Raw genomic sequence first — 26,204 nt, 5'->3', positions numbered from 1 at the left:
ATGTTCTGGCTGTGAGAGGGGCGGGAGGCTGCCGGCCCGGAGGTGGTCACGTCTTGATATCTTCTCCACCTCTGGGACGATGGCGGAGGGGTGCGTCGTCACATAACATCGCGGATGTGACAACTGTTCTGCTCGTCGAAGACGATCCTGCCATCTCCGAGCCCCTCGCCCGTGCCTTCGGACGCGAGGGCTACGAGGTCCTGACCCATGGCACCGGTAAAGGCGCCCTTGAGGAGGTCTCGGCCGCCGACATCATCGTCCTGGACCTGGGGCTGCCGGACATCGACGGCCTGGACGTGGCCCGTCAGGTGCGGGCCCAGGGGCTGACGATCCCGATCCTCATGCTCACCGCCCGCAGTGAGGACTCCGACCTCGTCGTCGGTCTGGACGCCGGGGCTGATGACTACGTCACCAAGCCCTTCCGCCTGGCTGAGCTGTTGGCTCGCGTGCGGGCACAGGTCCGCCGCGCCTCGGGGGAGGCCACCGAGGATGAGCTGAGCGTCGGGGAGATCCGGGTCGACGTGGCCGCTCACCGGGCCTTCGTCGGCTCGCGCGAGCTGCAGCTGACGACCCGGGAGTTCGAGCTGCTCCGGGTCCTGGTGCGCGCCGGCGGCAAGGTCACCTCCGGTGAGGACATCCTCAAGGAGGTCTGGGGTGAGGACCCCACCGGGAGTCCCCAGACCCTCCAGATGCACGTGACCTGGCTGCGTCGCAAGCTCGGTGACGATGAGGAGCGGCCCGCGCTTCTGCTGGCCCAGGAGGACGGTTACCTCCTGACCGCCGGCTGACTCGCTGACCGGGAGGGCCTCCCGGGAGGAGTGCTGGGTTCCCAAGGCGCCTCGATGAGCTGATCGGGGCTGAAGGAGGGCTTGCCATGCGTCGTTACGCCATGACGATGACGATGTCGGCGGTGTCCGTGGCCGTCCTCCTGCTGGGACTGCCGCTGGGGGGCGCCTGGATCGCCAGCGCGTTGCGCTCGGCCGGGAGCGGTGACCGGGTCATCATCATCGGCACAGTCATCCTCACGGTTCTGGTGCTCACCGGCACCGCGCTCACGGCGGCCTCCGTGGTGGCCTCCCGGGTGTCCAGGCGCATCTCCGCTCCGCTCATCTACCTGGCCGCCGAGGCCGAGCAGCTCGGCAGCGGCCAGGTCCGTCCGAGGCTGCGCTCCTCGGGGATCGAGGAGATCGACCTGGTCCAGGCCGAGCTCGTGCGCTCGGCCGAGCGCGTGGCCGGACGCATTGCCGCCGAGCGGCAGTTCGCCTCCGACGCCTCCCACCAGCTGCGCACACCGCTGACCAGCCTGTCGCTGCGCCTGGAGGAGATCGAGCTGCTCGCAGGCGAGGAGGAGGTGCGTGCCGAGGCGCACGCCTGCCTGGAGCAGGTCGAGAGGCTCACCGGCGTCGTCGAGGACCTGCTCAAGGTCTCGCGCCGCTCCGGGGGCGGGACCACGGAGGCGCTACACCTCAAGGACATCTTCGCTCAGCAGCGCGAGGAGTGGGAGCCGGCCTTCGAGCAGGCCGGGCGCGCCATCACCTTCTCCGACGAGATCAGCCACCCGGTCCTGGCCACGCCGGGGTCCCTGGCCCAGGTGCTGGCCACCGTCATTGAGAACTCCCTGCGCTACGGGGCCGGGACGACCTCGGTGAGCGTGCGCGGGGCCAACGGCGGTCACGCGGTCTTCATCGACATCGCCGACGAGGGCGAGGGCGTGGCCGAGGACATCGCACCGCACGTCTTCGAGCGGCACGTCTCCGGCTACGGCTCCACCGGCGTCGGGCTGGCCCTGGCCAAGGACCTCGTCGAGGCCGACGGCGGCCGCATCGAGCTGTCGCAGCGCAGTCCGGCCGTCTTCTCCATCCTGCTCAACGCCGTCCCCAAGTCCCTGGACCCCAATAACGTCCTGCCGCAGGGCGCGCTGGTCTCGGTGGGCCGGCGTCGTCGCTTCTGAGTCGCCCCTGAACCCTCGCGCGACGGCGAAGGTGAGGGCTGAGGGGAGGGGCGGGGCGTCAGGACTTCTGGCGGCGGGACTTGATGAACTGCGAGATGCCGGAGACGAGCATCGGCGCCACCGAGATGAAGACGATCACCAGGATCATGGCGTCAATGTTGTCCTGAATCCACGTGATCGTTCCCAGGAAGTAGCCCAGCCAGGTGATGCCGAAGGCCCAGAAGGTGGCGCCCAGGATGTTGAAGGTGATGAAGTGGCGGTAGTGCATCTTGCCGACACCGGCGATGACGGGCGTGAAGGTACGCACGATCGGTACGAACTGGGCCAGGGTGACGGCCTTGCCACCGTGGCGCTCGAAGAAGTCCGAGGTGCGGTCCACGTACTCCTGCTTGAACAGACGGGAGTCGGGCTTGTTGAAGATCGCGGGTCCCGCCTTACGGCCGATGAGGTAGCCGGTCTGGTTGCCGGCGACGGCCGCGAGCCACACGAGGGGGGCCGCCACCCAGATGGGGACGGGAACTCCTTGGGCCGGGTTGGTCTCGCCGATGGCCACGAACATCCCCAGGGTGAACAGCAACGAGTCACCGGGCAGGAAGAAGCCGATGAGCAGGCCGGTCTCGGCGAAGATGACGAGCATGACGCCGAGGATGGCCCAGGGGCCGATCCAGCCGACGAAGGCTTTGATGATGAAGGTGGCGTCGAGCCACTCGGGGCCGAGCATCGGTGCGTGGACTAAGGGGAGGGCGGTGGGCGGGTTCAGCGCCGGTGCCAAGGCGTTCAGGGCAGTCACCGTGCAAGGCTAAACGGTGCCCCGGCGGCCATGCCGTGAGAGCGATCCCCTCTGGACTGTGGCATCGGGCACCCCGCCGCCTGCCTGCCCCCGGGGGTCGGTGCTGTCGGTGTCGTCGCCGGGGGAGCGGTCTTTGTGTCCGGTGAAGACGATGTAGTGGTAGAAGACGAAGCGGAATGCCGTCCCCAGGCCGAAGCCGACGACGTAGGCCGCGACGTTGTCCGCCAGCGGGGAGGTCAGCCCCAGGACGTGGTGGGTGAAGAGCAGGCAGAACTGCGTGATGGCGATGCCGCCCAGGTTGGCCAGGACGAACAGCGTGGCCTCGCGGGCGACGTTCTTCTGGGTGCGGCCCCGGTAGGTCCAGTAGCGGTTCGCGATCCACGAGAAGACGGTCGCGGTCGAGGAGGCCAGCAGCTGGGCAGAGTTTGGGTGACCGGAGAGGACACCGGTGGGGCCGTGCTGGAGCAGGTTGAACAGGCCGACGTCGATCACGTAGGCCGCAGCGCCCACCATGCCGAACTGCATGAACTCCTTGACGAGGGCGATGAGCCTCTGGGTCAAGGAGTTGCCGGAGGAGCGCGTCATGGCGGGCATCCTATGTCGATCACAGTCAGGTCACGCAAACCGGGGCCGCTCACGGCACCCAGTGAACACTGACGCTGCCCAGGTCCCACACCCACGAGACCCACAGCAGCTGGCCGGCGACGCCCGCCGCCAGTAGGGCCAGCCGCCGGCGGGTGGTGTCGGCCGCCACGGCCAGCGCCCAGCCCACCGGGGCCAGGGGAAGCAGGAGGCGCAGCACCGACGTCGTCGGGTCGAAGAAGACCAGGAGGTAGAGCAGGTAGCCCAGGCACCAGAACCAGGTCGCGGGCCCCAGGGCCCGCAGGCTCGGCGCGCTCAGCAGCAGGCCCACCGCGACCAGCACGACGGTCAGCAGGGCCAGTCCCAGGTGCGGGCCCACCCAGTCGCCCAGGCGGGTCGCCCACTGCACGACGGGCGCCAGGTCCGCGCCGCGCCAGGAGGTCTCAGTGGCCGTGTAGGCGTCCTGGCGGCCCGTGACCAGCCAGGCGATGACCGGCCAGCTCAGGGCCGCCGAGCAGGTGAGCAGGGCCAGCACCAGCAGTCGCAGGCGCGCGCCCGGCGCCTGCGGGGCGTGGCCGGGCACCAGACGCGCGAACCAGGTCGGCGGGACCCAGCCGCGGGCGCAGGCCACCTCCCAAGCCCACCACAGCCCCAGCGCCGCCCCCAGCGGGACTCCGACGGGACGGGCGAAGCAGCCGGCCAGCGCCAGGGGGATTGCCGTCAGTGACCGCCCTCGGCTCGCCAGCCACAGCGTCAGCCCCACCAGTACCAGTCCCAGGGACTCGGCGTAGGGGACCTGGAGAACTGCGGCGCATGGCGAGGACCAGACCAGGGCCACCGCCCACAGGGAAGCCCGCCTGCCCGTCACCGGTGAGAGCCAGCGGTCCATGACGACCGCCGCCGACGCCGAGGCCAGGACCGATACGAGGGCGGCGCGCACGTAGAAGGACCAGCCGGTCCAACCCAGCAGGGAGGCCGCTGCGCTCAGCAGCGGCATGAAGGCCCAGGTGTTCTGGGCCACCCGTCCGTCGCCGCCCACGGGCAGCCGTTCCGGGTAGCCCTCCTCGACGATCCGGTTGTACCAGCCCGAGTCCCAGAAGCGCAGGTGCTCCTCCCAGGACGGTGCGGCCCCGGCCCACGGGGTGGCGGGCGTGTCCTGGGCGCCCAGCCGCAGGATGAGGAGGGACACAGCGCTCGCCGCGGCCCAGACCACCAGGACCTGGAGCCAGTGGCGCGACCCCGAGGCGGCGTCGTGTGTCGAAGGCGAGGGCGGGGCGTGCCGGGCGCTGGAGGACGCGGAGGACTCTGAGACGGGTGGGGTCACGGCCCCCACCCTACGGTCTGGACCCGTGTGCGGTGAGGATGAGCGACATGCGGGTAGCCTTGGGGTGTGAGCGCACCCATCGTCGCCGTGATCGGAGGCGGGCAGCTGGCCCGCATGATGCAGGAGGAGGCCAGTGCTCTGGGGATTCACCTCAGGGCGCTGGTGGAGGCCGCGGACGGGTCCACCGGACAGGTGACCCCGGACGCGCCCGTCGGAGCCGCCGACGACGAGGCTGCCGTGCGCGCCGTCGTCGCCGGGGACGGTAGTGACGGGCCCACAGGCGGGCCGGCCTGGGTCCTCACCTTCGAGCACGAGCACCAGGATTCGGCCCTGCTGGAGAGGCTCCAGGCCGAGGGGGTCAGTGTCCAGCCCACCCCGCAGGCCCTGACCCTGGCCCGCGACAAGCTCGCCATGCGGCGGATGATGAGCGCGGCTGGGCTCCCGCAGCCCGCCTGGGCGGAGATCGGCGGGCCGCAGCAGGAGGACGCCGAGCAGATGGTCGACGCCATCGAGGCCTTCGCCGCCGAGCACGGCTGGCCCGTGGTCCTCAAGACGCCGCGTGGAGGCTATGACGGCCACGGGGTGCTACTGGTGCGCAGCGCCGAGTCCCTGCGCCAGGGCGAGGCGGCCGACTGGATCGCCTCGGTGGCCCGTGCCCGAGCGGGTCAGGGCGACGGCCGCGGGGCCGGTGGGGGAGGCAGCCTCGGAGGGGCGGTGGTGACCAGTCTCCTGGTGGAGCAGGCGATCCCCTTCACCCGTGAGCTCGCCGTCCTGCTGGCCCGCACCCCCAGCGGGCAGGTGGAGGTGTGGCCGGTGGCCCAGACGGTCCAGGAGGACGGCATGTGCGCCGAGGTCCTGGCGCCGGCACCCGGTCTCGACTCGACCGCCGTCGAGGAGGCCGAGCTCATCGGCCGCACGGTCGCCGAGCGCGCCGGGGTGACCGGGGTGCTCGCCGTTGAGCTCTTCGCTGTGGAGACCTTCGGGGAGCCCACGCGCCTGTACGTCAACGAGCTGGCGATGCGTCCCCACAACTCCGGGCACTGGACCCAGGACGGGTCCGTCACCAGCCAGTTCGCCCAGCACCTGCGGGCGGTTCTCGACCTGCCGCTGGGCGCCACGGAGGCCACGGCGCCCACCACCGTCATGGTCAACCTCATTGGCGGCCGGCGTGAGCCGGGGCCCGATGCCCTGGCCCGGGCCATGGCTGCGCACCCCGAGGCCCGCATCCACCTCTACGGCAAGCAGTGGCGAGCGGGCCGCAAGCTCGGGCACGTCACTATGACGGTCGGTCCGCACCAGGAGGTCGCCGAGGTCGTCGAGCAGGCGCGCGGGGCCGTCGCCATCCTGCGCGGGGACGCCTGAGTCGGACGCATTCAGACCACAACACGCAGGACACGACAGAACACGGCAGGACACCGAAGACAGGGAGGACGTTGATGAACGGGGTCAGCGCAACGACGACGGGCACGCAGGACGCAGGGCGGCCGGTGGTCGGTATCGTCATGGGGTCGGACTCGGACTGGCCGGTCATGGGGGCCGCCGCCGAGGTCCTCGATGAGTTCAAGGTGGCCTATGAGGCCGACGTCGTCTCCGCCCACCGCATGCCCACCGAGATGATCGACTACGGGCGCGCCGCTGCTGAGCGGGGGCTGTGCGTCATCATCGCAGGCGCCGGGGGAGCGGCCCACCTTCCCGGGATGCTGGCGGCCGTCACCGAGCTGCCGGTCATCGGGGTGCCGGTGCCGCTGAAGTACCTCGACGGTATGGACTCCCTGCTGTCCATCGTGCAGATGCCCGCCGGGGTCCCGGTGGCCACGGTCTCCATCGGCGGGGCCCGCAATGCCGGGTTGCTGGCGGTGCGTATCCTCGCCTCCGGTCAGGGGCCGGAGGCGGCCCGCCTGGGCGCCGCCATGCGGGCCTTCCAGACGGACCTCAGCGAGGTCGCCCACGCCAAGGGCGCCGCCCTGCGCGAGCGGCTGAGTCACTGAGGCAGGGCTGCGAGGGGGCGCGTGAATGACGGGGAGAGGACTCGTGGATCTCGCGTTCGTTTCTGTTCGTTTCTGAGCGAGTGTGGGTAGACTGTGGGCATGAGCATTCTCGTTGCTGGAGGCGCCGGCTACATCGGCGCGCACGTGGTCCGACTTCTCCTCGAGCGCGGGGAGGAGGTCGTCGTCGTCGATGACCTGTCCTACGGGACGCCGGAGCGAGTCAAGGGGGCCTCCCTCGTCGAGCTCGACGTCGCCAGCGGCCAGGCCCCCCAGACCCTCGCCGAGGTCATGGACTCGCACGGCGTCACCGCCGTCATCCACTTCGCCGCCCGCAAGCAGGTGGGCGAGTCCGTCGAGCGCCCCGCCTGGTACTACCAGCAGAACGTCGGCGGCCTGGCCAACATGCTGCTGGCCATGGAGACCGCCGGCGTCAAGCAGATGATCTTCTCCTCCTCGGCCGCCGTCTACGGCATGCCCCCGGTGGAGGTTGTTCCCGAGGACATCGACTGCCGCCCCATCAACCCCTACGGTGAGACCAAGCTCATCGGGGAGTGGATGATGGCCGACGCCGAGAAGGCCTGGGGACTGCGCTGGGCAGGCCTGCGCTACTTCAACGTCGCCGGAGCCGGCTGGGACGACCTGGGCGACATGGCCACCCTCAACCTCATCCCCATGGTCCTCGACCGGCTCGCCAAGGGCGAGACCCCCAAGATCTTCGGAACCGACTACCCCACCCCCGACGGCACCTGCGTGCGCGACTACATCCACGTCAAGGACCTGGCCGTCGCCCACATCGCCGCCCTGGACTACCTGGCCGGCGGCCAGGAGATGGCCGAGCACGTCTTCAACGTCGGTACGGGTCAGGGCGCCTCGGTGCGTGAGGTCGTCTCCAAGGTCATTGCCTCCACGGGCCTGGACCTGGAGCCCGAGGAGCTCGCCCGCCGCGCCGGCGACCCGCCCCAGCTCATCGGCAACGCCACCCGCATCGGCGAGGTCCTGGGATGGAAGGCCGAGCACGACCTGGATGACATCGTCGACTCCTCCTACACCTCCTGGCAGGCCGACCCCAACCGCCCCCACTTCGGCTGAGCGGTCCCAACACCACGGCGTGCGGGCCGGTTCCCCTTTCCCGGGGAACCGGCCCGCACGTGTGCGTCTTCGGAGACTGAGCGTCAGGACTGGTTGAAGTCCGCGGCCGTCAGCTTCCCGTCGCGCAGCTTGGAGAAGAAGTCCGGTGCGGTCGTGTCCCGCAGCAGCACCGTTTCGCCGATGTCGGCGTCCTCGGGGGAGTAGGCGGGATCCTCAATGGGCGGGGCCCCGGTCAGGCCGCCATCTGAGGCGGAGCGGAAGGCCAGCACCATCTGGGCGATGCTCATAGTGCCGGCGCTGCGATCCACCGTGAGTGCGTTCGTGCCGGCGTCGACCAGCGCGTCCTGCCGGGAGAAGGAGAATGCGGTGGACGGCGTCGCCGCCTTGGAGACCACTGCGGAGATGACGGCGCGCTGGCGCTGACCGCGACCCACGTCACCGGTCGGGTCCGACTTGCGCATCCGGGAGTAGGCCAGCGCCTTCGTCCCGTCTACCGTCTGACACGTGCCCTGAGAGGTGTCCCAGACCAGGCCCGAGTCCTCGTCGGCGACGTCGTAGTCCAGGCAGACGTTGACTCCGCCGACGGCGTCGACCGTCTGGGACACCCCGGTCATGCCGACCTCCACATAGTGGTCCACGGTCAGCCCGGAGAGCTTCTCCACGGTCTGGACCAGCAGCTTGGGGCCGCCGTAGGAGTAGGCGGCGTTGATCTTGTTCTCCCCGTACTCGGGGATGTCCACGAAGGTGTCACGCGGCAAGGAGGTCAGGCTTGTCTGCCCGTTGACCGCCTTGTGCAGCAGCATGACGGAGTCGGCGCGGGCGCCTTCGGTGTCATCCTGGATGACACCGCCACGCGCGTCCGAACCCACGATGAGCCAGGTCTCGCCCGGAGTGTCCGCTGCCCCGGACAGGGCGTCGACGCGATGGAGCTGGGAGGAGACGTCATTCCACAGCCAGGCGACCCGCGCTGCAATGAGAGCCAGGACAACCACGATGACGACGACCGTCCAGCCCACGATCCGGCGCCACCTCGGACGGGTGCGCTTCGGTCGCTGCGGACGCTGGGGCGTGAGTGAGGGGCCGCCCTCAGCGGGCTCCCGCGGCGACTGCCGACCCGCGGAGCCCACGGGGTAGGTGCCGCGCCGCACGGGCAAGGCCTGCGTGCGCTCTGGCCCGGCTGCGCCGCTGCCTCCGTCGGTGTCCGGTTTCAGGGGGATCGCACTCGACCCGGCCCGGGCGTGGCTGCCCCGTTGAGATGGGGCGGAGGGGCGACGGGGCCGGACCGAAGGCGGCTCCTGCCCCTCGCGCGCGGAGGCGGTCTGAGCCGAGGCCGGCTGGTCGCCGTCCTGACGGCCCAGGACCGAGTGCCGCTGGGGGCGGCGGGCGGCGGTTGATGACGGGCGGCGCGGGGCGCCGCCGGCAACGTCAGTGGGCTGGGCGACTGCCTCGCCGCCGGACGCCTCCCCGCGCTCGCGGCTGCGCTGGTTGACAGCATCGATGGGACGCTGCCTGCGTTGAGGCCTGCCTCCGCTGGAGCCGGGGGTGATTGAGGGCGGTAGTGAGTCGTCTGTCGGAGTCACACCACTGATTCTGCCTCAGGCGGGGCAGGCAGGGGTGGTCGGCTTCGCGGCGGGTTGCTGCTGGGGGGTGCTCGCCTTGGGGGCCTGGGTGGCCGGAGCCGGCGTCGGGGTGGCCTGGGAGGACTCGGAGGACTCTGAGGACTCGTCAGTGTTCTCCGAGGCGGAGCCGTCCGCGGTGGCGCTCGAGTCCGACGAGGCCGGGGCCGAGGTGTCGGAGGGGATGGGCTTGTCGTCCTCGAGGGCCTTCCAGACCTTCTTGGCGCCCTCGGCGGGGACCACCTGGTTCGGGTCAGCTGCGGGCTCGTTCGGCATGGTGATGAAGTTGATCTTGTCGATGCCCACGCCCTGGATGGAGTAGGCCAAGCCCGAGAGGTTGCCGATCTGACCGATGTGCTCAGACGTGGTGAGCGTCTCCAGGGTGGACGTCAGGAAGCCGGACTGCGTCAGGAGGTTGGAGGACAGGGCCTTGGAGGCCATGGCCCTCATGAGGTTCTGCTGGCGGGCGATACGGGAGAGATCCGAGCCGTCACTCACCCCGTGCCGGACACGGGCGTACTGCAGGGCATTCTGGCCGTCCAGCTTCTGGCAGCCCTCATCGAGCTTGAAACCGGTGTACTCGGTGTCGTCGATGGCCTCATCGACCTGCACGTGGACGCCCCCGAGGGAGTCGACCACCTTGGACAGACCGGCGAAGTCGACGACGACGAAGTCATCAATGCGCACGTGTGTCAGCGTCTCCACGGTCTTCCAGGTGCAGGTGGCCCCGGAGGCAACGGCCTTCTTGTCGTCGCTGTCTCCTGCTCCCTTGGCGAAGGCGGAGTTGAACGGTGTGTCCTCACTGGACTCGGTCTTCTCCCCGTCGAGAGTTTTGCATTCGGGGATGTCCACCAGCGTGTCGCGAGGGATGGACACGGCGTCGACGCGCTTGCGGTCGGCGGAGATGTGCATGACCAGCGCCGTGTCGGAGCGGGCCGAGGCGACGTCCTCGCTGCCCTGTGACCCGTCCACGTTGTTGTTCCCCGCGCGGGAGTCGGTGCCCAGGATCAGGAGGTTGACGGCGCGACCCTCGTAGCTGTCCGGCGGCTTGGTGCCGGGCCGGTCGTCCTCGGAGAGAAGGCTGTCGACGTTGAACCAGGTGATCCGCGACTGGATGTTGTGCCACGCGAAGCCCGCGGCGGACACGACGAAGATCGTCACCGCGAGCAGGCTGAGCCCTGCTCGGCGGGCCAGACGGCGTCCGAGTTCTTTGGAGGAGTGCCGCGCGTGCGGCTTACTGAACTGAGGCACGGAAGCGATCATAGGGAACGAGACTGCTAAACCATATGGGCCTCCCTACACCTGTTACATGAGATTTACCCAACGCGGGGTGAAGCCCCTCACACGGATAACGGGACTAGGCTCTCCGCGTGACCAGTGTTGCCAAACCCACGCCGACCAGTGCCTCGGCCGCTCCCGTCAGTGCTTCGAATCAGGTAGAGGAGAGCCCGGGGGCTCAGGCCCTCGCTCCCGACGAGCAGAGCGTGCGCGTGGTGACGGTCGCCTTCAACCCGGGCGAGGAGCTGGAGCGCTTCCTGGCCTCCTTGGCCACAGCAACGGCGCGCAAGCTCGTCGTCGTCATCGCGGACAACGGCACCGAGCACGACGTCGTCACTGCTGCCGCTCAGCGCCACGGGGCGCGCGTCGTCGGGGACGGCACCAACCTCGGTTACGGGGCGGGCGCCAACCTCGCCGCAGCGGACCTGGAGGAGGACTGGATCGTGGTGGCCAATCCCGATCTCGTCTGGAAACCGGGGAGCCTGGATGCCCTCATCGATGCGGGTCTGGCCAATCCGGCGGCCGGCTGCTTGGGGCCCCTCCTGCTCAACCCCGACGGCACCGTCTACCCCTCCGGGCGTGCCCTGCCCTCCCTGGTCAAGGGTGCCGGGCACGCCGTCCTGGGCAGGATCTGGCCGGGCAACCCCTTCTCCGCCGCCTATCACACCGCCGGACCGGGGACTTCCGACGGGACCCGAACGGTGGGTTGGCTCTCCGGAGCCTGCCTGGTGCTGCCGGCTGCCGTCTGGAGGCGCCTGAAGGGCTTCGATGACGACTACTTCATGTTCTTCGAGGACGTGGACCTGGGGGAGCGGGTCGGGCGCGCCGGCTGGCTCAACGTGCAGGTGCCGGGCTCCGTGGTCGTCCACGAGCAGGGGGCCAGCTGGAAGGCCCGCCCCGAGAAGATGATCCGAGCGCACCACGCCTCGGCCCGGCACTACCTCAGCGGCGTCTACGACGCCCCCTGGCAGGCACCGATGCGCTGGCTGCTGACCGGCGGGCTGCGCCTGCGTGAGGAGCTCGAGGTCCGCGCCTCCCGGCGCTGAGGGGGAGTGCTCGGTGCGCTCCGGAAGCCTCGGGGCCAGTCCTCAGTCGTCGGTCTCAGCGGTGAGCCGTGCGGCAGCGGGGGGCTCGGGGGCGTTGTCCAGGGCGATGCGCCGAGCCAGGTGAGTGATCTGCCGCTCCCTGGCGCTGTTGCGTCGGAAGGAGGAGAGGATCTGCGCCAGGAAGGCGATGACCAGGGCGTAGAGCAGGAAGTCGGTGCCTCGGCCGACTCCCATCCGGTGCGCGATCGAGCTCATCACCCAGGGGAAGGTGATGTTGAAGACGGCGAAGGCCACGAAGGCCAGGGTGACCAGCCTGCGGGCGGCCATGTGGCGGGCCCCGCCGGGGGTGCGCAGCATCATCCAGCCGACGGCGATCACGGCCAGGATCAGGGCGGCCTGGATGTAGAGCTGGTGGTTCGTGATCGGCGCGACCTGGGCGGCGAACTGATGAATCATGGGCTGTGCCTTCCGTGCCGGGCTCAGGAGAAGAGCAGGTCGACCAGGATGTTGACCGAGTTCCACAGGGACTGGCCCTTGGAGCGGGAGTACTCGGTGTAGACGATGTGCACCGGGAACTCGCGCCAGGGCATACCGGTGGCGCCGATATTGCGAATGATCTCGCTGGCGTGCGCCATCCGGTTCTGCTTGAGGTCGATCTGCGCCAGAACGTCGCGGCGAATCACCCGCAGGCCGTTGTGGGCGTCGGTCAGGCGCATGCCGGAGGTGTGCGAGCTGACGGCCGCCGCCGTGCGCAGGACGAGGCGCTTGAGCCAGCCCACCGGGGACGGGCCCTCGAGGAAGCGTGAGCCCAGGACGACGGCGAGCTCCTCGGTGCGCGCCGCGGCGACCATGGCGGCGGCGTCGGCGGGGGAGTGCTGGCCGTCGGCGTCGAAGGTGACGACATAGTCGGCATTGGTCTTCTCCAGGACGTAGGAGAAGCCCGTCTGCAGCGCTGCGCCCTGGCCGAGGTTGATCGGGTGACGCACGACCACGGCCCCCGCGGCGGCCGCCTCCCGGGCGGAGGCGTCCTTGGAGCCGTCGTCGACGACAACGACATAGGGGAAGACTGCGCGGGCCTGGGAGATGACCTCGCGCACGACGGTCGCCTCGTTGTACAGGGGAATGACGAGCCAGGTGTCGGTGACCGGGGGCACCGGGGTGGGCTCCCCGGTCTGCGATGCGGTGGAGGTAGTCACCACCGCATTCTTGCACGCGAACAGAGGCCGCCAGCCCTCTTGCGGGAGGCGGGGGCGGTCGGCCTTGGTGGGGTAGGTCTCCTTCGGGGCGTGCCCGGGCGGCGTCTGGTGGGGGGCAGTCCCCTAGGATGGGGCCGGTCGTGCAGTGACCGCCGCCTCCGGCGACCGGAGCGGCACGGCTTCCGGCAGCCACCAGGCTGCTCGGACTCGTTCGATCGTCAGGGCGGTGCGAGCCGTCCGCACAGGAGTCGCCGTGGCCACCCGCATCGCCCCGTCCGCAGATGTCTCTCCGGGTTCCAGCCGGGAGGGGAGTGACGGCGCGCATGGCGCCGGTGGCACCGGCAGTGCGTCCGACCGTGCGGATGCGGCGGCCACGTCCCCGAGGGGCGCTGGGTCGGCTGCGGGCCGGCGCAGTCTGCTCCTGCTCACCGACGCCTTCCCCTACGAGGTGGGGGAGGAGTTCCTCGAGCAGGAGATCGAGACCCTGTGCGCCGCATACGACGAGGTCGTCATCGTCCCGATGCGCCTGAGCCAGGGCGCCCGTCAGACCCGCGACCTGCCGGCCAATGCCCGTTGCGCCCTGCTGCCCACCTCGCGGCTGGCCGACTGGCGCCTCCAGGCCCTCCTGCGCGCCCCGCAGATTCTGCTGGGCCGCGAGCGCATGGTGGAGACCCCGGTGTGGAAGAGCTTCGGCCGCTTCGGCATGGATGTGCGCTTCGCAGCAATCGCCCTGAGCGCGTACGGACGAATGCGTCGGCTCCTGCCGAGCCTGGGGCTGGAGGGGACGGGGCACCTGACCATCTACTCCTACTGGTTCTTCACCGGGGCGGCACTGGGCGGCATGCTGCGGCGTCGGGAGCTGAGAAGGCGCCGGGTGACGGTGGTCTCGCGAGCGCATGCCTACGACGTTGACGAGGCCGACGCCCCCCGCGGCTACATCCCCTCACGCGCCTTTGTCATGCGGGCCGTGGACCGGGTCTATCCGATCTCGGACTACGCGGCCTCCTTCCTGCACCGGCGCTTTCCCGAGGCCCGGAACATCGAGGTGCGCCGGCTGGGGGTGCCGCCCGCTCCGCGCCACGAGCGTCACCGGACTGAGCCCTTCCAGCTGGTCTCCTGCTCGCACATGGCCCCCTACAAGCGGGTCCACCTCATCGTGGAGGCCGTCGCCGAGCTGGAGCGACGCGGTCGGAGAGTCGCCTGGACCCATATCGGTGAGAACGACGCCGACCGGCTGGCCGCCATGCGGGCCCGGGCCGAGGAGCTGATCGACTCGACCCCGGTGACCTTCACGGGGCACCTGACCAACCGCGAGGTGCGCGAGCTCTATGCCGCCACCGACTTCGCCTGCTTCCTCAACTGCTCCGACGGTGAGGGCGTCCCGGTGGCCGTCATGGAGGCCCAGGCGGCGGGCATGCCGGTCGTGGCCACCGCCGCCGGCGGGACCGGTGAGATCGTCCACGACGGTGAGAACGGCCGGCTCGTCCCGGTGGAGGTCACCGCCGCACAGGTGGCCGACGCCGTCGAGTCCGTGATGGACCTCAGCGACGCCCAGTACGCAGACATGAGTGCACAGGCCCACGCCACCTGGGCGAGGATGTCGGATGCGCAGCGTCAGTACCGCGAGTTCGTCGACGGCCTGGTGGCCCTGGAGGGCTGAGGTCATCCGCTGGGGACTTCTTCCTCAGCGTTTTCTCAGCGGCGTCGCTGAGAAGAGGCGGCGGCGATGTCGTCTCGCGGGGGTCAGTCCCCTAGGATGGGGCCGGTCGTGCAGCGCCGCCGCCTCCGGCGACCGGAGCAGCACGGCTTCCGGCAGCCACCAGGCTGCCCGGACTCATTCGATCGTCAGGGCGGTGCGAGCCGCCCGCACAGGAGTCGCCGTGGCCACCCGCATCGCCCCGTCCGCAGATGTCTCCGAGGAAGCCGTGCTCGGAGAGGGCACCAGCATCTGGCACCTCGCACAGGTCCGTGAGCACGCCGTCCTCGGACGGGACTGCATCGTGGGGCGCGGCGCCTACATCGGTGAGGGCGTCGTCATGGGAGACAACTGCAAGGTGCAGAACTACGCCCTCGTCTACGAGCCGGCCCGCCTGGCCGACGGGATCTTCATCGGCCCGGCGGTCACGCTGACCAACGACCACTTCCCTCGGGCCGTCAACCCCGACGGCTCGCTCAAGTCGGCCGCCGACTGGGAGCCCGTGGGAGTCACCATCGAGCAGGGCGCGTCGATCGGCGCCCGCGCCGTGTGCGTGGCTCCGGTGCGTATCGGGGCCTGGGCCACGGTGGCCGCCGGCGCCGTGGTCACCAAGGACGTTCCCGCTCATGCCCTGGTCGCCGGGGTCCCCGCTCGCCGCATCGGCTGGGTCGGGTGCGCCGGTGAGCCCCTCATTCCCTCCGACCCCGGCCCCGACGGCGCCCCGCGCTGGCGCTGCCCCGTCACCGGGACCCTGTACGAGCAGTTCGACGCCGAGCCCGCTGCCGGGTCCGGCTCGCAGTCCAGCTCCGAATCCACCACCATCCGAGAGGTCACCCACTGATGTCACGCGAGTTCATCCCAGCAGCCAAGCCGATCATCGGGCAGGAGGAGCGCGACGCCGTCGATGCCGTCCTCACCTCGGGCATGGTCGTCCAGGGACCCCAGGTCAAGGCCTTCGAGGAGGAGTTCTCCGCCCAGGTCGTCGACGGCGTCCACTGCGTGGCCGTCAACTCCGGCACCTCGGCCCAGCACGTGGCCACCCTGGCCAGCGAGCTCCAGGAGCGCGCCGGCGGGGCCCCGGAGGTCATCGTCCCCTCCTTCACCTTCGCCGCCACCGGCAACTCGGTGGCCATCAGCGGTGCCGTGCCGGTCTTCGCCGACATCGACCCGGTGACCTTCACCCTCGACCCCGCCAGCGTCGAGGCCTCCATCACCGAGCGCACGGCGGCCATCGAGGTGGTCCACCTCTACGGTCTGCCCGCCAACATGCCGGAGATCTTCGCCATCGCCGAGCGTCACGGCCTGGCCGTCTTCGAGGACTGCGCCCAGGCGCACGGCGCCGCCATCGAGGGCAAGCCCGTGGGCACCTTCGGGGCCTGGGGCTCCTTCTCCTTCTACCCCACCAAGAACATGACCAGCCTCGAGGGCGGCATGATTACCACGGCCGACGCCGAGCTGGCCCGCCGCTGCCGCCTCATCCGCAACCAGGGCATGGAGCAGCAGTACGCCAACGAGCTGGTGGGCCTCAACAACCGCATGACGGACGTGGCCGCCGCCGTCGGCCGCGTCCAGCTGACCAAGCTGGCCGGCTGGACCACTGCCCGCCAGGCCAACGCCGCGCGCCTCAACGAGCTGCTGGCGGGCGTCGAGGGCGTCGTCACCCCCTTCGTCCCCGAGGGCTACACGCACGTCTACCACCAGTACACGATCCGCCTCGAGGGGGCCACGGGCGCCGAGCGCGACGCCGTCCAGGCCGCCCTGCGCGAGGAGTGGCAGGTCGGCAGCGGCGTCTACTACCCGATCCCCAACCACCGCCTGGCCTCCCTGGCCCACTACGCCGAGGGCCTCGAGCTGCCCGGAACCGAGAAGGCCGCCCGCGAGTGCCTCTCCCTGCCGGTCCACCCCTCCCTGAGCGAGGCGGACCTGGAGCGCATCGGCCAGGCTGTGGCCGCCACCGTCAAGGCAGGTGCCTGACATGGGTGAGAACGTCGCTCTCGACGGGCAGGCCACCACCGCGCTGCCCGAGGTCCACCACCTCACCGACAAGGGCACGGCGGACAACCCGCTGCGCGTGGGCCTCATCGGCCTGGGCTCCATGGGACGCCACCACGCCCGGGTCATCCGCGCCACCGAGGGCATGGAGCTCGTGGCCGTGGCCGACCCCGGCGGCGACCGCTTCGGCGTGGCCGGCGAGCTGCCGGTCCTGCCCGATGTCCACGCCCTCATTGACGCCGGGCTCGACGCCGCCATGGTGGCTGTCCCCACCGTCTACCACGAGGACGTCGCCCTGGCCCTGGCCGAGGCGGGCGTGCACACCATGGTGGAGAAGCCCATCGCCCACGACGCCGCCGCGGGCCGCCGCGTGGCCGCCGCCTTCGCCGAGCGGGGCCTGGTGGGCGCCGTCGGCTACGTGGAGCGCTGCAACCCGGCCCTGCGGGCCCTGCGCGAGCGCCTCGACGCCGGTGAGCTCGGCGAGGTCTACCAGGTCCTCACCCGCCGCCAGGGCCCCTTCCCGGCCCGCATCAGCGACGTCGGGGTCGTCAAGGACCTGGCCACCCATGACATCGACCTGACCGCCTGGGTCGCCGGCGCCCGATACACCTCCGTGGCCGCGCAGGTCACGCACCGCTCCGGCCGCCAGACCGAGGACATGATGGTGGCCACCGGCCTGCTGGAGGGCGGCATCGTCGTCAGCCACCAGGTCAACTGGCTCACCCCCTTCAAGGAGCGCGTCACGATCGTCACCGGCGAGAAGGGCGCCTTCGTGGCGGACACCCTCACCGGGGACCTCACCTTCCACGCCAACGGCACCGTGGCCTCCACCTGGGACCAGGTCGCCGCCTTCCGGGGCGTCAGCGAGGGCGACGTCATCCGCTACGCGATCCCCAAGCGCGAGCCGCTGGCCCTGGAGCAGGAGAACTTCCGCGACGCCGTGCGCGGCGTGGCCCAGCGCCACGTCACCATGGCCGAGGGCGTGGCCACGCTCGACGTCGTCGAGGCGGTTCTGACCTCGGCGAGCGAGAACCGGACGGTCGCGCTCTGAACCGCTCAGCCGCACCGAGCGGCCCCGTGGCGGGAGCGCTCGCCCGGGTCCGCTCGGTCATGGAGTCCTCCCCGTTCCTGCGCCACGTCCTGACGCTGGTCAGCGGCACGGCCACCGCCCAGGCCATCGTCTTCGGCATGACGATGATCCTCACCCGCATCTTCTCCGACGCGGACCTCGGCCAGCTGACGCGCTACACCTCGGTCGTCTCGATCATCACGGCCGTGGCGGCCCTGCGCTACGACATGACGATCATGCTTCCCAAGAAGGACGCCTGGGCCCTGGCCTGCGCCCGCCTGGGAATGGTGTGCATCGTGGTGGTCTCGATCATCTCCAGCGTCGTGGCCCTCCTCCTCAAGCCGCTGGTCACCCGGTACTGGGGGGCTGATATCGCCGCCTGGATGCCGCTGCTGGGCGTGACCACGCTGCTGCTGTCGACGGTCCAGCTCCTCCAGTACTGGTACAACCGTCAGTCGGACTACCGGACGATCTCAATCAACCGGGTCGAGCAGCAGGTCGGACAGTCCCTCGGCCAGCTCGTCCTGGGAATGGCGGGGATGGTCAGTGTCGGAGGCCTGCTGATCGGTCAGACGATCGGGCAGGCCTGGGCCTTCGTCAACCTGGGGCGCAAGGCCAAGCCCTTGCACCGGCCGCTGCCGCCGGAGGCGCCCACCCTGTGGCAGGTCGCCCGCCGCTACCGGCGCATGCCCCTGCTCAACGGACTCAACGCCTTCGTCGACGCCGTGCGGCTCAACGGCATCAACCTGCTCGTGGGCTCCTACTCGGTGGCCAGCCTGGGGCAGTTCAACCTGGCCTGGCGCTGCCTGGAGGTTCCGCTGGCTCTCATCAACGCCGCCGTGGGGCAGGTCTTCTTCCACAAGCTCGCCACTCTGCGTCCCGGGCAGATGCGCCCCCTGGTCCGCCAGGTCACCAAGCGGGTCCTCATCATCGGGACCGCGCCGTTCGTCCTGCTCTACATCCTGTCGCCCTGGCTCTTCCCCCTGCTCTTCGGCAGCGGCTGGACCGAGGCCGGCAGCTTCGCCAGGGCCCTGACCCCCTGGCTGTTCATCCTCCTGGTCACCTCCCCGCTGTCGACTCTCTTCGTCGTCACCGAGAACCAGGACTGGCTGCTCCTGTTCTCGGTGGTCTACGCCGCCGTCCCCCTGGCCTGGCTCTGGTTCAGCCCGTACTCGCTGCTGACGACCACCTACGTCCTGGGCGCCCTCATGTGCCTCATCCTGGTGGTGCAGATCCTCATGGCCGACGCCGCCGCCCGCCGCTTCGACGCCAGGCCCCCCGCCAGTGAGGCCGACGAGGGCCACTACGAAGCCGCTGACGACTCCGGGGCCGCAGCCGGCACGCCCGAGGATCAGTAGGATCTCGAGTACTGGGCGATGGCGGCCTCGTAGGCGCGGCCGTAGGAGCGCGCCACCTGGCTGGGGGAGAAGGCCCGCGGCAACGTGTTCTGGATGTCGCGCGCCGTGAGGTCCGTGCACCGTCCCATGACCTCGATGACGGCCCTGGCCCACGCGGCGGGGTCGTCCTGAGAGACGATCTCGCTCACTGAGGGTTCCAGGAAGCTGGTGTGCGCCCCCCGGTCACTGGTGACCACCGGGCGGCCGGCGGCAACGGCCTCGGCTGCACCCAGGAAGAAGGTCTCGGCGAGTGTGGGCACGAGGAAGAGGTCGCTGTCGGCCAGGACCTGCTGCACCTGATCGCCCGGCAGCTGACCGGTCAGCTCCAGGTCGACGCCCAGGTCGGTCGCGAGATCCGTGCAGCGATCGGCCAGGGGACCGCCACCCACCCAGGTCAGCCGGGCCGGAACCCCCTGCTGTGCCAGCGCCGCAACCGCTTCTACGGCCAGGTCCGGGCGCTTGCGCTCGATGAGCCCCCCGATGCCGACGATCCGCAGCGTGTCACGACCCAGCTCGACGCTGCGGCGCGGTGCCGGCTCCTCAGGCATGGTGACCTCGTTGGGGACCGTCAGAATCTCGCCCTCGGGGCGGTAGGCCCGCAGGTCGGTGGCGAGCGGGTCGGAGACGGTGGTGACGACGTCGGGCCGGCGCTCCAGGCGCAGGACCACCTGAGCCCCCGCCTGTGCCAGGGAGCCGAGCTCGGCGCCGCGCTGGGCGATCCCCGACCAGTGCTCCGTGTGGAGCCACGGCTGACGGGGCCGGCCCAGGGCGTAGGGCAGGAGGGTGGAGACCGCGTGGGTGTGGACGACGTCGCTGCCGTGAGTCAGCGCCGTCAGCTCCTGCCTGGCCGCAAGCACCTCGTGGGGCCGCGACAGCGACATGGGCAGGCGCACCACGGGCAGCCCCATCACCCGGTCGTGGCGCACCCCGTCGTCGACGGAGGCCGAGGCGAGGTGGACGACACGAATGTCGTGACCGGCCGCCGCCATGGAGGCGGCGTGGCGTGCCACGAAGACCCCCAGACCCGGTGAGCGGTGCGTGGGGAACCAGGTGGTGACGATGGTGACGCGCATGATGCTGCCCAGGGATCCGGTCGGGGCGATCAGCCGGGCAGGTGCTCGGTGAGGGCCTGGATCACTCGAGCGGCGGCGTTGCCGTCCCCGTAGGGGTGGGCGTCGGCGTCGGCGGGCTCGGTCGGCCTGGCACGGGAGGCGGCATCGACCAGGGCCTGACCGGGCTCGACCAGGACGTTCCAGCCCAGGTCGACGGTCTCGACCCACTCGGTCTGGGGGCGCACCGTGGTGCACGGCGCCCGCAGGAGGAAGGCCTCCTTCTGCAGGCCGCCGGAGTCGGTGACCACGCCGCGGGCGTGCAGGGTCGAGGCGACGAGCTCGGGGTAGGCCAGTGGCGGGTGCATCCGCAGGTTGCCCGAGTCGCCCAGAGTGATGCCGTGCTCGGCGCACTTGGCCACCAGGCGCGGGTGGGCCAGGAGCACCACCGGGTGATCGACCGCCGCCAGCGACTCCAGGATGGAGCGCAGGCGTTCGGGGTCGTCGGTGTTCTCCGCCCGGTGGATGGTGGCCAGCGAGTAGCCGCCCTCGGGCAGGTCCAGCTCGGTCATGACGGGGGAGGGGGTGTCGATGACGGAGTCGCGCACCGAGAACAGGATGTCGGTCATCACGTCGCCCACGACGACGGTGCGCTCGGCCAGGCCCTCGTCCGCCAGGTGGGCGGCCCCCACCTCGGTCGGTGCCAGCAGCAGGTCGGCGGCGTGGTCGGTCAGGATCCGGTTGATCTCCTCGGGCATGGCCCGGTTGAAGGAGCGCAGGCCCGCCTCCAGGTGGGCGATGGGCACGTGGAGCTTGACGGCGGACAGCGCCCCGGCCAGCGTGGAGTTCGTGTCCCCGTAGACCAGGACCCAGTCGGGGCGATGAGTCTCGATGGTCTCGTCCATGGCCGCGAGCATCGTGCCGGTCTGCACCCCGTGCGACCCCGAGCCGACCCCGAGGTGGACGTCCGGGGCAGAGATCCCCAGGTCGCTGAAGAAGACGTCGGAGAGCATCGGGTCGTAGTGCTGCCCGGTGTGAACAATCACATGGTCGATGCCGGCCTCTCGGAAAGCGGCGTCGATCGGGGCTAGCTTGACGAACTGGGGCCGGGCGCCCACCACTGACATGACACGCATGGTTGAGACTCTACCGTGACTGCCCGGGCCCCGGTGCCACCGCGCACTAGGGAGTCAAGGACGCGGAGGCCTTTTCGAACGGTCGTGAACATCGTTGGGGCGGCGCTGAAAGGGCGGCGCTTCCTCGGAGGTCGCCCCCGGCCACTGACCGCCGCCGCGAGGTGCCGGACCGCCGACGTCGTGTCATAACTGTGATCGGCCGATGGTACTATCATTCGCGCTCGAGTCTGTCTGCCTGGTGCGGCCGCGCCTGGTTCCTGAGATACCCCCTAAAGGAGGCGAGGCACCGTATGGCTGCGATCGTCTACCACGCCCCTTTCCCCCTGGATCGGGAGGCGTCGTCGGCGTCCGGTATCCGGCCTGTGCGCATGCTCGACGCCTTCCGGGAGCTCGGTTACACCGTGCTGGACGTGACCGGCTCGGCCCGAGAGCGGTCCCGCCGCCTGCGTGCCCTGAAGGACCGCCTCCAGGGAGGGGAGCGCATCGAGTTCCTCTACTCCGAGTGCGCGACCATCCCCACCATGCTGACCGAGCCGCGCCACCTCCCGCCCCACCCCTTCGTCGACCCGGCGCTCATGGGGCTGATGCACCGGCACGGCGTACCCACGTCCCTGTTCTACCGGGACATCTACTGGGCCTTCCCCGACTACCGCGAGCGGGTCGGGGCCGCGCTGGCCACGGCCATGGGCTGCGTCTACCGATACGACCTGGCCTGGTACTCGCGCTACATCGACCGCCTCTACCTGCCCTCAATGCGTATGGGCGCCCACGTCCCGGGGTTCCCCGAGGAGCGCATGGCGCCGCTGCCCCCGGGCTGCGAGATCGTTGACGAGGCGCCCTCCTCCCGCCCTGACGGCGAGCTCCACCTGCTCTACATCGGCGGGCTGGGCGGCCACTACCGGCTCCAGGAGTGCCTGCGCGCCGTCGTCGACGTGCCCGGCACCAGCCTGACCATCTGCACCCGCCCCGACCAGTGGGAGACGGCCGGCGGCCAGTACGCCGACCTGGTGGAGGCCGCCGGCGGCCGGATCGAGGTCGTGCACCGTTCCGGGGAGGAGCTCGCCGCCCTCTACGAGCGCGCCGACCTGTGCGTCCTGTTCGTCGAGCCGGACCCGTATCGGGAGTTCGCCTCCCCGGTCAAGCTCTACGAGTACCTCGGACGCGGCAAACCGGTCATCGCCTCCCAAGGGACCCTGGCCGCCGAGGTCGTGGGCGCCGCCGGTGCCGGCTGGACCCTTCCCTACGACGCCGCAGCGCTCTGTGGGCTGCTGCGCAGGCTTCTCCAGCACCCCCAGGAGGTCGCCGAGGCCGCCGGCCGGGCCCGGCAGGCCCGCCAGGAGCACACCTGGCTCAGTCGGGCGCGCACGGTCGCCCAGGACATGCAGGCGGTTCGGGCCGGAGCACTGGCTCAGGCCCGCACGCTGCGAGCAGGAGGGGGCCGATGAGCGCACGGGGTTTCGTCAAGGCGTCGCTGGGCGCTGTGGTCCTCGGCGGCGCCGCGGCCGCGCTGGCGACGGCAGTGACGTCGCGTCGGTGCGCCCGTTCCGGTCGAGCCGACGGCGTCCTGCTGGCCACCCGCATCCACCTGCCCGAGGCCGCAGCCGCCTCCTTCCGGCTCGACAGCGTGGAGAAGGCGCTTGTGGCCGATGGGATGGCGGTGCGGGTCCTCACCAGCCGGGCCCCGGCCGACGCGCCGCAGGGTGAGCCCGATCCTGAGGGGGTCGAGGTCTCGCGCTGGCCGGTCCTGCGGGACTCCTCGGGCTACCTGCGCGGCTATGTGCCCTACCTGTCCTTCGATCTGCCCCTGGCTCTCAGGCTGCTGATGGCCCCTCGGCCGGAGGCGATCCTCGTGGAGCCGCCCCCGACGACCGGTGCGGTCGTGCGGGTAGTGGCGGCCCTGCGCGCGATTCCCTACGTGTGGTACGCCGCGGACGTCTGGTCGGCGGCAGCGGCCTCCACCGGTGCGGCCGACATCGTCGTGCGGGCCGTCGAGAAGCTCGAGGCATTCGCCGTCGGCGGGGCGACTCGGGTCATCGCCGTCAATGACGGAGTCGCCCAGTCCGTCGCCGAGCTCGTGAACGCGGCACCGGACGACGAGTCCTGGGCGCAGCGGATACGGGTCGTGCCCAACGGGATCGACACCACTGTCTTCGATGCCCACGGGCCGACCCCCTCCGAGCAGGACCGCGCGCGAATCGGGCTGAGCGGGCCGTACTTCGTCTACGCCGGAACGGCCTCGGAGTGGCAGGGCGCCGACGTCTTCGTCCACGCCCTGGCCCAGGTGCGGCGCACCCACCCGAAGGCCCAGCTGCTCTTCCTGGGCCGGGGAACGGCCTGGCAGGAGATCACCCAAGCCGCCTCCCAGCTGCCCGCGGGCCCCGACGGCGCCCCGGCCGTCATCATGCACCCGGCCGTGCCCGCGGCCGAGGCCGCCGTGTGGCAGCGGGGCGCCGCAGCGGCCCTGGTGTCCATCAAGCCCGGGCAGGGCTACGACTTCGCCTACCCCACCAAGGTCCTCTCCGCCCTGGGGTGCGGCACACCGGTGCTCTTCGCCGGTCGCGGGCCGGTGTCCGCGGACGTGCGCGACTTCGACCTGGGGTGGGCGGCCGAGCACGACGCGGCGGCGGTTGCCGAGGCCATGCGCACGGCGCTGGACACCTACGACGCCGAGATCGCCTCGGGTGCGCGGCCCGCCACGGCGCAGCGCTTCCACGACTGGGTCGAGGACCATCGCTCGCTGCGTGCCACGGGGCAGTCCGCCGCCCGCGTCGTGCAGGAGGCCGCCGGCAGGGCCGGTGACAGCAGCGAGGAGAGTGCGGGGGGCCATGAGGTACGTCGAGTGAGTGAGGCGCAACGTTGGTGACCAACAGCCTGGTCGACTGGTTCAACACCCTGCCAACCGCGATCCTGCTTCTGTCTGCGCTCTTCGGGGTCGGGTGGCTCGTGCTGCGCGCCGCCGGGATGAGAGGGATCCGTCCCGTCGCGCTGGCCCCGACCATCAGCGCCCTCATCCTGACGGCCGACGGGCTCTTCCAGGCCGCCGTCGGCAAGCCCTGGGGCTGGATCCCCGTCATGGTGACGACCGCACTCCTGGCTCTTGCCGCGACCACGGCGAAGCGCCTCATCGACCGTTGGGACCCGGGGATCCTCCTCATGCCCGAGGATCAGCGGGAGGGTATGACCATGCGCACCGACGGCGGACGCGCCGAGCGCAGGCTCTTCCTGACGGTCCTGGTGTTCTGGGCCGTCACCGCACTGCCCGTCATTCTCACGATCCCGCCCAACGCGGTCTCCCAGAGCGGTGACGCCCTCTACCACTACATGCAGGTCGCCATCATCGAGCGCGAGGACTACGCCTCGATGTTCAACCCGAACGCCGGCATGTTCGGGCTCACGAGCCACGCGGGCTTCTACCCGATCGTGTGGCACCAGGTCGCCAGCCTGGGAGCGTGGAGCTGGCGTGAGACGCTCATCGCCAACAACGTTCTGCTGCTGGCCGTGGCGCTGGTGTGGTACCTCGGCCTGGTCTACCTGGCTCGTACCGCGCTGCCCAAGGTCCGCCACGCCCCCTACCTGGCACTGGCCGCCTCACTCCTGGCTCCGGTCTTCCCCTGGCGGCTCACCTACGGTGCGGCGCTGTGGCCCTACTGCATGGCGGTGGCCACCTGCCCGGCCGTCATCGCCATGTCGATCGAGTGCTGGCGCCGTGCCCGCACCCTCATGGTGGTGGCCGCTCGGGAGCAGAACACGTCGGTTTGGGGAGCACGGGCGCGTGCCGCCATGGCGCTGAGCGCCATCATCCCCTTCTTCGTCGGGTCCTGCCTCATCCACACCTCAGCGGCGGCAATGCTCCTGTGGCCGCTGTTCGGCATCCTCCTGTGCCAGGCGGTGCACTCGGGGATCAGGAGCTGGCGCTGCGAGCGGCGCGCTCAGGCCGCGGCCTGGTGGATCGGCGCCGTCCTGGCGGTGGTCGCGTTCGTCGCCTTCGTCGTGCTGCCCGGTCCCCAGCAGCACCACTTCGGCAGGTACACCGAGCTGGACTGGAGCAACCTGACCACCAAGCTCCTCATCCCCATCACCCTGAACTACTTCGGCGGCTGGGCCATCGAGTGGATCGAGATGCCGCTGGCGACCCTGTGCCTCCTGGGCGCGGCGATCTGCCTGTGGCGGCGGCGCAACTGGGAGCTGGTGGTGGCCTGGATCTTCAGCATGTCCCTCATCCTGGCCGCCATCGCCCCCATCCCGGTGCTCTCGGCGTTCACCGGCCTGTTCTACCGGGTTCCCCACCGCATCAAGGCGATGACCGCCGTTCTGGCGGTGCTGCTCGTGGTGATCGCCCTGGATGCGCTGCGTACGTGGCTCAGCCCGCTGGGAGCGCGGGCCGGCTCCGCGCTGCGCGCAGCCTTGGGACGTATTGGCCTGGCCTCGGTGAGCACTGCGGTGCTCAGGGCGGGGGCCGCCGTCGCCGTCCTGGCCGTGTGCCTGCCCATCATGCTGATCGGGAGCCGGGCCGTGGCCACCGACGTACGCGAGGGATATCTTCCGGTGCACGGAGACACCCGCTTTATCGCGGATACGGCCGAGCTCGACATGATCCGCCGCCTGCCCGACGAGCTGCCGGACAACGCCGTCGTCATCGGTGACCCGGTGGCCGGGACCGGCTACATCCCCATTCTCACCGGTATGCGCAGCGTGTGGGTCTTCCCCGGTCAGGCCGCCGACGACCAGGACGGGATCTACCTGCGCGAGAACTTCAACCGGATTCACACCGACCCCCACGTGTGCGAGCTTCTCCAGCGGCACGGGATCCAGTACTTCTACGCCGACAAGGACATCGTCTTCAACGGCAACCGGCTCAGCAAGTTCCGACCCGGCCTCTACGGGGTCGACACCTCCAGCGGCTTCACCCTCGTCGACTCCGGCGGCACGGCATCGCTGTGGCGCATCGACATCTGCGGCTGACGACCTGCTGACGCTCTGACGGCGCCCGTATCGGGGCCTATGA

At 70.6% G+C, this 26,204-nt stretch carries 23 protein-coding genes; 14 read left to right on the top strand and 9 right to left on the bottom strand.

The window, feature by feature from the left end; all coding sequences use genetic code 11:
- Window positions 1-116: 116 nt before the first annotated feature.
- Window positions 117-788, top strand: a complete 672-nt coding sequence (locus HW274_RS10040; RefSeq protein WP_075254748.1) for a response regulator transcription factor — start codon at window positions 117-119, stop codon at window positions 786-788.
- An 86-nt stretch (window positions 789-874) separates the two neighbouring features.
- Window positions 875-1,951 (top strand): sensor histidine kinase KdpD, encoded by a 1,077-nt coding sequence (locus HW274_RS10035; protein WP_075254747.1) that lies wholly within the window; start codon window positions 875-877, stop codon window positions 1,949-1,951.
- 58 nt (window positions 1,952-2,009) lie between these two features.
- Here the strand turns inward: HW274_RS10035 and HW274_RS10030 are convergent, their stop codons facing one another.
- The 3 genes from HW274_RS10030 to HW274_RS10020 are packed head-to-tail and all read right to left on the bottom strand — an operon-like array spanning window position 2,010 to window position 4,647.
- Window positions 2,010-2,741, bottom strand: coding sequence for a VTT domain-containing protein (locus tag HW274_RS10030; protein ID WP_075254746.1), 732 nt, complete (start codon window positions 2,739-2,741; stop codon window positions 2,010-2,012).
- Window positions 2,742-2,750: 9 nt separating this feature from the next.
- The gene (locus HW274_RS10025) at window positions 2,751-3,335 is read right to left on the bottom strand and encodes a GtrA family protein (RefSeq protein ID WP_260679055.1); all 585 of its coding nucleotides are present in this window, start codon (window positions 3,333-3,335) and stop codon (window positions 2,751-2,753) included.
- A gap of 40 nt (window positions 3,336-3,375) precedes the next feature.
- Window positions 3,376-4,647, bottom strand: a complete 1,272-nt coding sequence (locus HW274_RS10020; RefSeq protein ID WP_075254745.1) for a hypothetical protein — start codon at window positions 4,645-4,647, stop codon at window positions 3,376-3,378.
- Window positions 4,648-4,713: 66 nt separating this feature from the next.
- Between HW274_RS10020 and HW274_RS10015 the strand changes: the two genes are divergently transcribed.
- The 3 genes from HW274_RS10015 to galE all read left to right on the top strand — a co-directional run bounded on the left by HW274_RS10015 (window position 4,714) and on the right by galE (window position 7,724).
- Window positions 4,714-6,009: a 5-(carboxyamino)imidazole ribonucleotide synthase gene (locus HW274_RS10015; protein WP_075254744.1), complete on the top strand. Its 1,296-nt coding sequence runs from the start codon at window positions 4,714-4,716 to the stop codon at window positions 6,007-6,009.
- Between the two features lie 74 nt (window positions 6,010-6,083).
- Complete coding sequence (gene purE, locus HW274_RS10010) at window positions 6,084-6,635, top strand: 5-(carboxyamino)imidazole ribonucleotide mutase (protein ID WP_185988731.1); 552 nt, start codon at window positions 6,084-6,086, stop codon at window positions 6,633-6,635.
- Window positions 6,636-6,734: 99 nt separating this feature from the next.
- A complete protein-coding gene (gene galE, locus HW274_RS10005) occupies window positions 6,735-7,724 on the top strand; it encodes a UDP-glucose 4-epimerase GalE (RefSeq protein WP_075254742.1) in 990 nt (329 codons plus the stop codon).
- Between the two features lie 83 nt (window positions 7,725-7,807).
- On the opposite strand, the gene HW274_RS10000 is transcribed toward galE, so the two are convergent.
- Both HW274_RS10000 and HW274_RS09995 read right to left on the bottom strand, forming a co-directional pair.
- Window positions 7,808-9,304 (bottom strand): LCP family protein, encoded by a 1,497-nt coding sequence (locus tag HW274_RS10000; protein WP_185988730.1) that lies wholly within the window; start codon window positions 9,302-9,304, stop codon window positions 7,808-7,810.
- Between the two features lie 15 nt (window positions 9,305-9,319).
- Entirely contained in the window at window positions 9,320-10,591 is a 1,272-nt protein-coding gene (locus tag HW274_RS09995; RefSeq protein WP_075254771.1) for an LCP family protein, read from the bottom strand.
- A 119-nt stretch (window positions 10,592-10,710) separates the two neighbouring features.
- Here HW274_RS09995 and HW274_RS09990 point away from each other — a divergent pair, with 119 nt between their 5' ends.
- Entirely contained in the window at window positions 10,711-11,664 is a 954-nt protein-coding gene (locus tag HW274_RS09990; protein ID WP_256692519.1) for a glycosyltransferase family 2 protein, read from the top strand.
- A 42-nt stretch (window positions 11,665-11,706) separates the two neighbouring features.
- On the opposite strand, the gene HW274_RS09985 is transcribed toward HW274_RS09990, so the two are convergent.
- Together HW274_RS09985 and HW274_RS09980 are read right to left on the bottom strand one after the other, a co-directional pair.
- The gene (locus HW274_RS09985; RefSeq protein ID WP_075254740.1) at window positions 11,707-12,120 is read right to left on the bottom strand and encodes a DUF2304 domain-containing protein; all 414 of its coding nucleotides are present in this window, start codon (window positions 12,118-12,120) and stop codon (window positions 11,707-11,709) included.
- Window positions 12,121-12,143: 23 nt separating this feature from the next.
- Entirely contained in the window at window positions 12,144-12,860 is a 717-nt protein-coding gene (locus HW274_RS09980) for a glycosyltransferase family 2 protein (protein WP_075254769.1), read from the bottom strand.
- Between the two features lie 253 nt (window positions 12,861-13,113).
- Between HW274_RS09980 and HW274_RS09975 the strand changes: the two genes are divergently transcribed.
- The 5 genes from HW274_RS09975 (at window position 13,114) to HW274_RS09955 (ending at window position 18,975) form a co-directional block, all read left to right on the top strand.
- Entirely contained in the window at window positions 13,114-14,520 is a 1,407-nt protein-coding gene (locus tag HW274_RS09975; protein WP_081376275.1) for a glycosyltransferase, read from the top strand.
- Window positions 14,521-14,740: 220 nt separating this feature from the next.
- Entirely contained in the window at window positions 14,741-15,397 is a 657-nt protein-coding gene (locus HW274_RS09970; protein ID WP_185988729.1) for an acyltransferase, read from the top strand.
- On the top strand, window positions 15,397-16,530 hold the full coding sequence (locus HW274_RS09965) for a DegT/DnrJ/EryC1/StrS aminotransferase family protein (protein ID WP_075254738.1): 1,134 nt from the start codon (window positions 15,397-15,399) through the stop codon (window positions 16,528-16,530). The genes HW274_RS09970 and HW274_RS09965 overlap by 1 nt, the downstream gene beginning before the upstream one ends.
- 1 nt (window position 16,531) lies before the next feature.
- The gene (locus tag HW274_RS09960) at window positions 16,532-17,599 is read left to right on the top strand and encodes a Gfo/Idh/MocA family protein (protein ID WP_070510357.1); all 1,068 of its coding nucleotides are present in this window, start codon (window positions 16,532-16,534) and stop codon (window positions 17,597-17,599) included.
- 26 nt (window positions 17,600-17,625) lie between these two features.
- Complete coding sequence (locus tag HW274_RS09955; protein ID WP_075254737.1) at window positions 17,626-18,975, top strand: lipopolysaccharide biosynthesis protein; 1,350 nt, start codon at window positions 17,626-17,628, stop codon at window positions 18,973-18,975.
- Here the strand turns inward: HW274_RS09955 and HW274_RS09950 are convergent.
- Both HW274_RS09950 and wecB read right to left on the bottom strand, forming a co-directional pair.
- Entirely contained in the window at window positions 18,969-20,087 is a 1,119-nt protein-coding gene (locus HW274_RS09950) for a glycosyltransferase family 4 protein (RefSeq protein ID WP_075254736.1), read from the bottom strand. The two genes, HW274_RS09955 and HW274_RS09950, sit on opposite strands and share 7 nt — an antisense overlap.
- Before the next feature lie 29 nt (window positions 20,088-20,116).
- Window positions 20,117-21,199: a non-hydrolyzing UDP-N-acetylglucosamine 2-epimerase gene (wecB, locus tag HW274_RS09945; RefSeq protein WP_075254735.1), complete on the bottom strand. Its 1,083-nt coding sequence runs from the start codon at window positions 21,197-21,199 to the stop codon at window positions 20,117-20,119.
- A gap of 290 nt (window positions 21,200-21,489) precedes the next feature.
- Here wecB and HW274_RS09940 point away from each other — a divergent pair, with 290 nt between their 5' ends.
- From HW274_RS09940 to HW274_RS09930, 3 genes are read left to right on the top strand one after another with little or no spacing between them, the layout of a single operon-like run.
- Window positions 21,490-22,644 carry a glycosyltransferase gene (locus HW274_RS09940; protein ID WP_075254734.1) on the top strand — a complete coding sequence of 385 codons (1,155 nt, stop codon included), beginning with the start codon at window positions 21,490-21,492 and terminating at the stop codon, window positions 22,642-22,644.
- Window positions 22,641-24,062 carry a glycosyltransferase gene (locus HW274_RS09935; protein ID WP_075254733.1) on the top strand — a complete coding sequence of 474 codons (1,422 nt, stop codon included), beginning with the start codon at window positions 22,641-22,643 and terminating at the stop codon, window positions 24,060-24,062. Before HW274_RS09940 ends, HW274_RS09935 begins: the two co-directional genes overlap by 4 nt.
- A complete protein-coding gene (locus tag HW274_RS09930) occupies window positions 24,059-26,161 on the top strand; it encodes a DUF6541 family protein (protein WP_075254732.1) in 2,103 nt (700 codons plus the stop codon). The genes HW274_RS09935 and HW274_RS09930 overlap by 4 nt, the downstream gene beginning before the upstream one ends.
- The last annotated feature ends 43 nt before the right edge of the window (window positions 26,162-26,204 follow it).

The organism is Actinomyces sp. oral taxon 169 (assembly GCF_013394715.1).
GTDB lineage: Bacteria > Actinomycetota > Actinomycetes > Actinomycetales > Actinomycetaceae > Actinomyces.
This window is presented reverse-complemented; position numbering and strand designations above follow the sequence as displayed.

What these genes read in the sequence shown, in the direction of transcription:
- HW274_RS10035 (WP_075254747.1), top strand. Translation starts at nt 875, where the DNA reads ATGCGTCGTTACGCCATGACGATGACGATGTCGGCGGTGTCCGTGGCC.
- HW274_RS10025 (WP_260679055.1), bottom strand. Translation starts at nt 3,335, where the DNA reads ATGCCCGCCATGACGCGCTCCTCCGGCAACTCCTTGACCCAGAGGCTC.
- purE (WP_185988731.1), top strand. Translation starts at nt 6,084, where the DNA reads ATGAACGGGGTCAGCGCAACGACGACGGGCACGCAGGACGCAGGGCGG.
- galE (WP_075254742.1), top strand. Translation starts at nt 6,735, where the DNA reads ATGAGCATTCTCGTTGCTGGAGGCGCCGGCTACATCGGCGCGCACGTG.
- HW274_RS09985 (WP_075254740.1), bottom strand. Translation starts at nt 12,120, where the DNA reads ATGATTCATCAGTTCGCCGCCCAGGTCGCGCCGATCACGAACCACCAG.
- HW274_RS09965 (WP_075254738.1), top strand. Translation starts at nt 15,397, where the DNA reads ATGTCACGCGAGTTCATCCCAGCAGCCAAGCCGATCATCGGGCAGGAG.
- HW274_RS09960 (WP_070510357.1), top strand. Translation starts at nt 16,532, where the DNA reads ATGGGTGAGAACGTCGCTCTCGACGGGCAGGCCACCACCGCGCTGCCC.
- HW274_RS09950 (WP_075254736.1), bottom strand. Translation starts at nt 20,087, where the DNA reads ATGCGCGTCACCATCGTCACCACCTGGTTCCCCACGCACCGCTCACCG.
- wecB (WP_075254735.1), bottom strand. Translation starts at nt 21,199, where the DNA reads ATGCGTGTCATGTCAGTGGTGGGCGCCCGGCCCCAGTTCGTCAAGCTA.
- HW274_RS09940 (WP_075254734.1), top strand. Translation starts at nt 21,490, where the DNA reads ATGGCTGCGATCGTCTACCACGCCCCTTTCCCCCTGGATCGGGAGGCG.
- HW274_RS09935 (WP_075254733.1), top strand. Translation starts at nt 22,641, where the DNA reads ATGAGCGCACGGGGTTTCGTCAAGGCGTCGCTGGGCGCTGTGGTCCTC.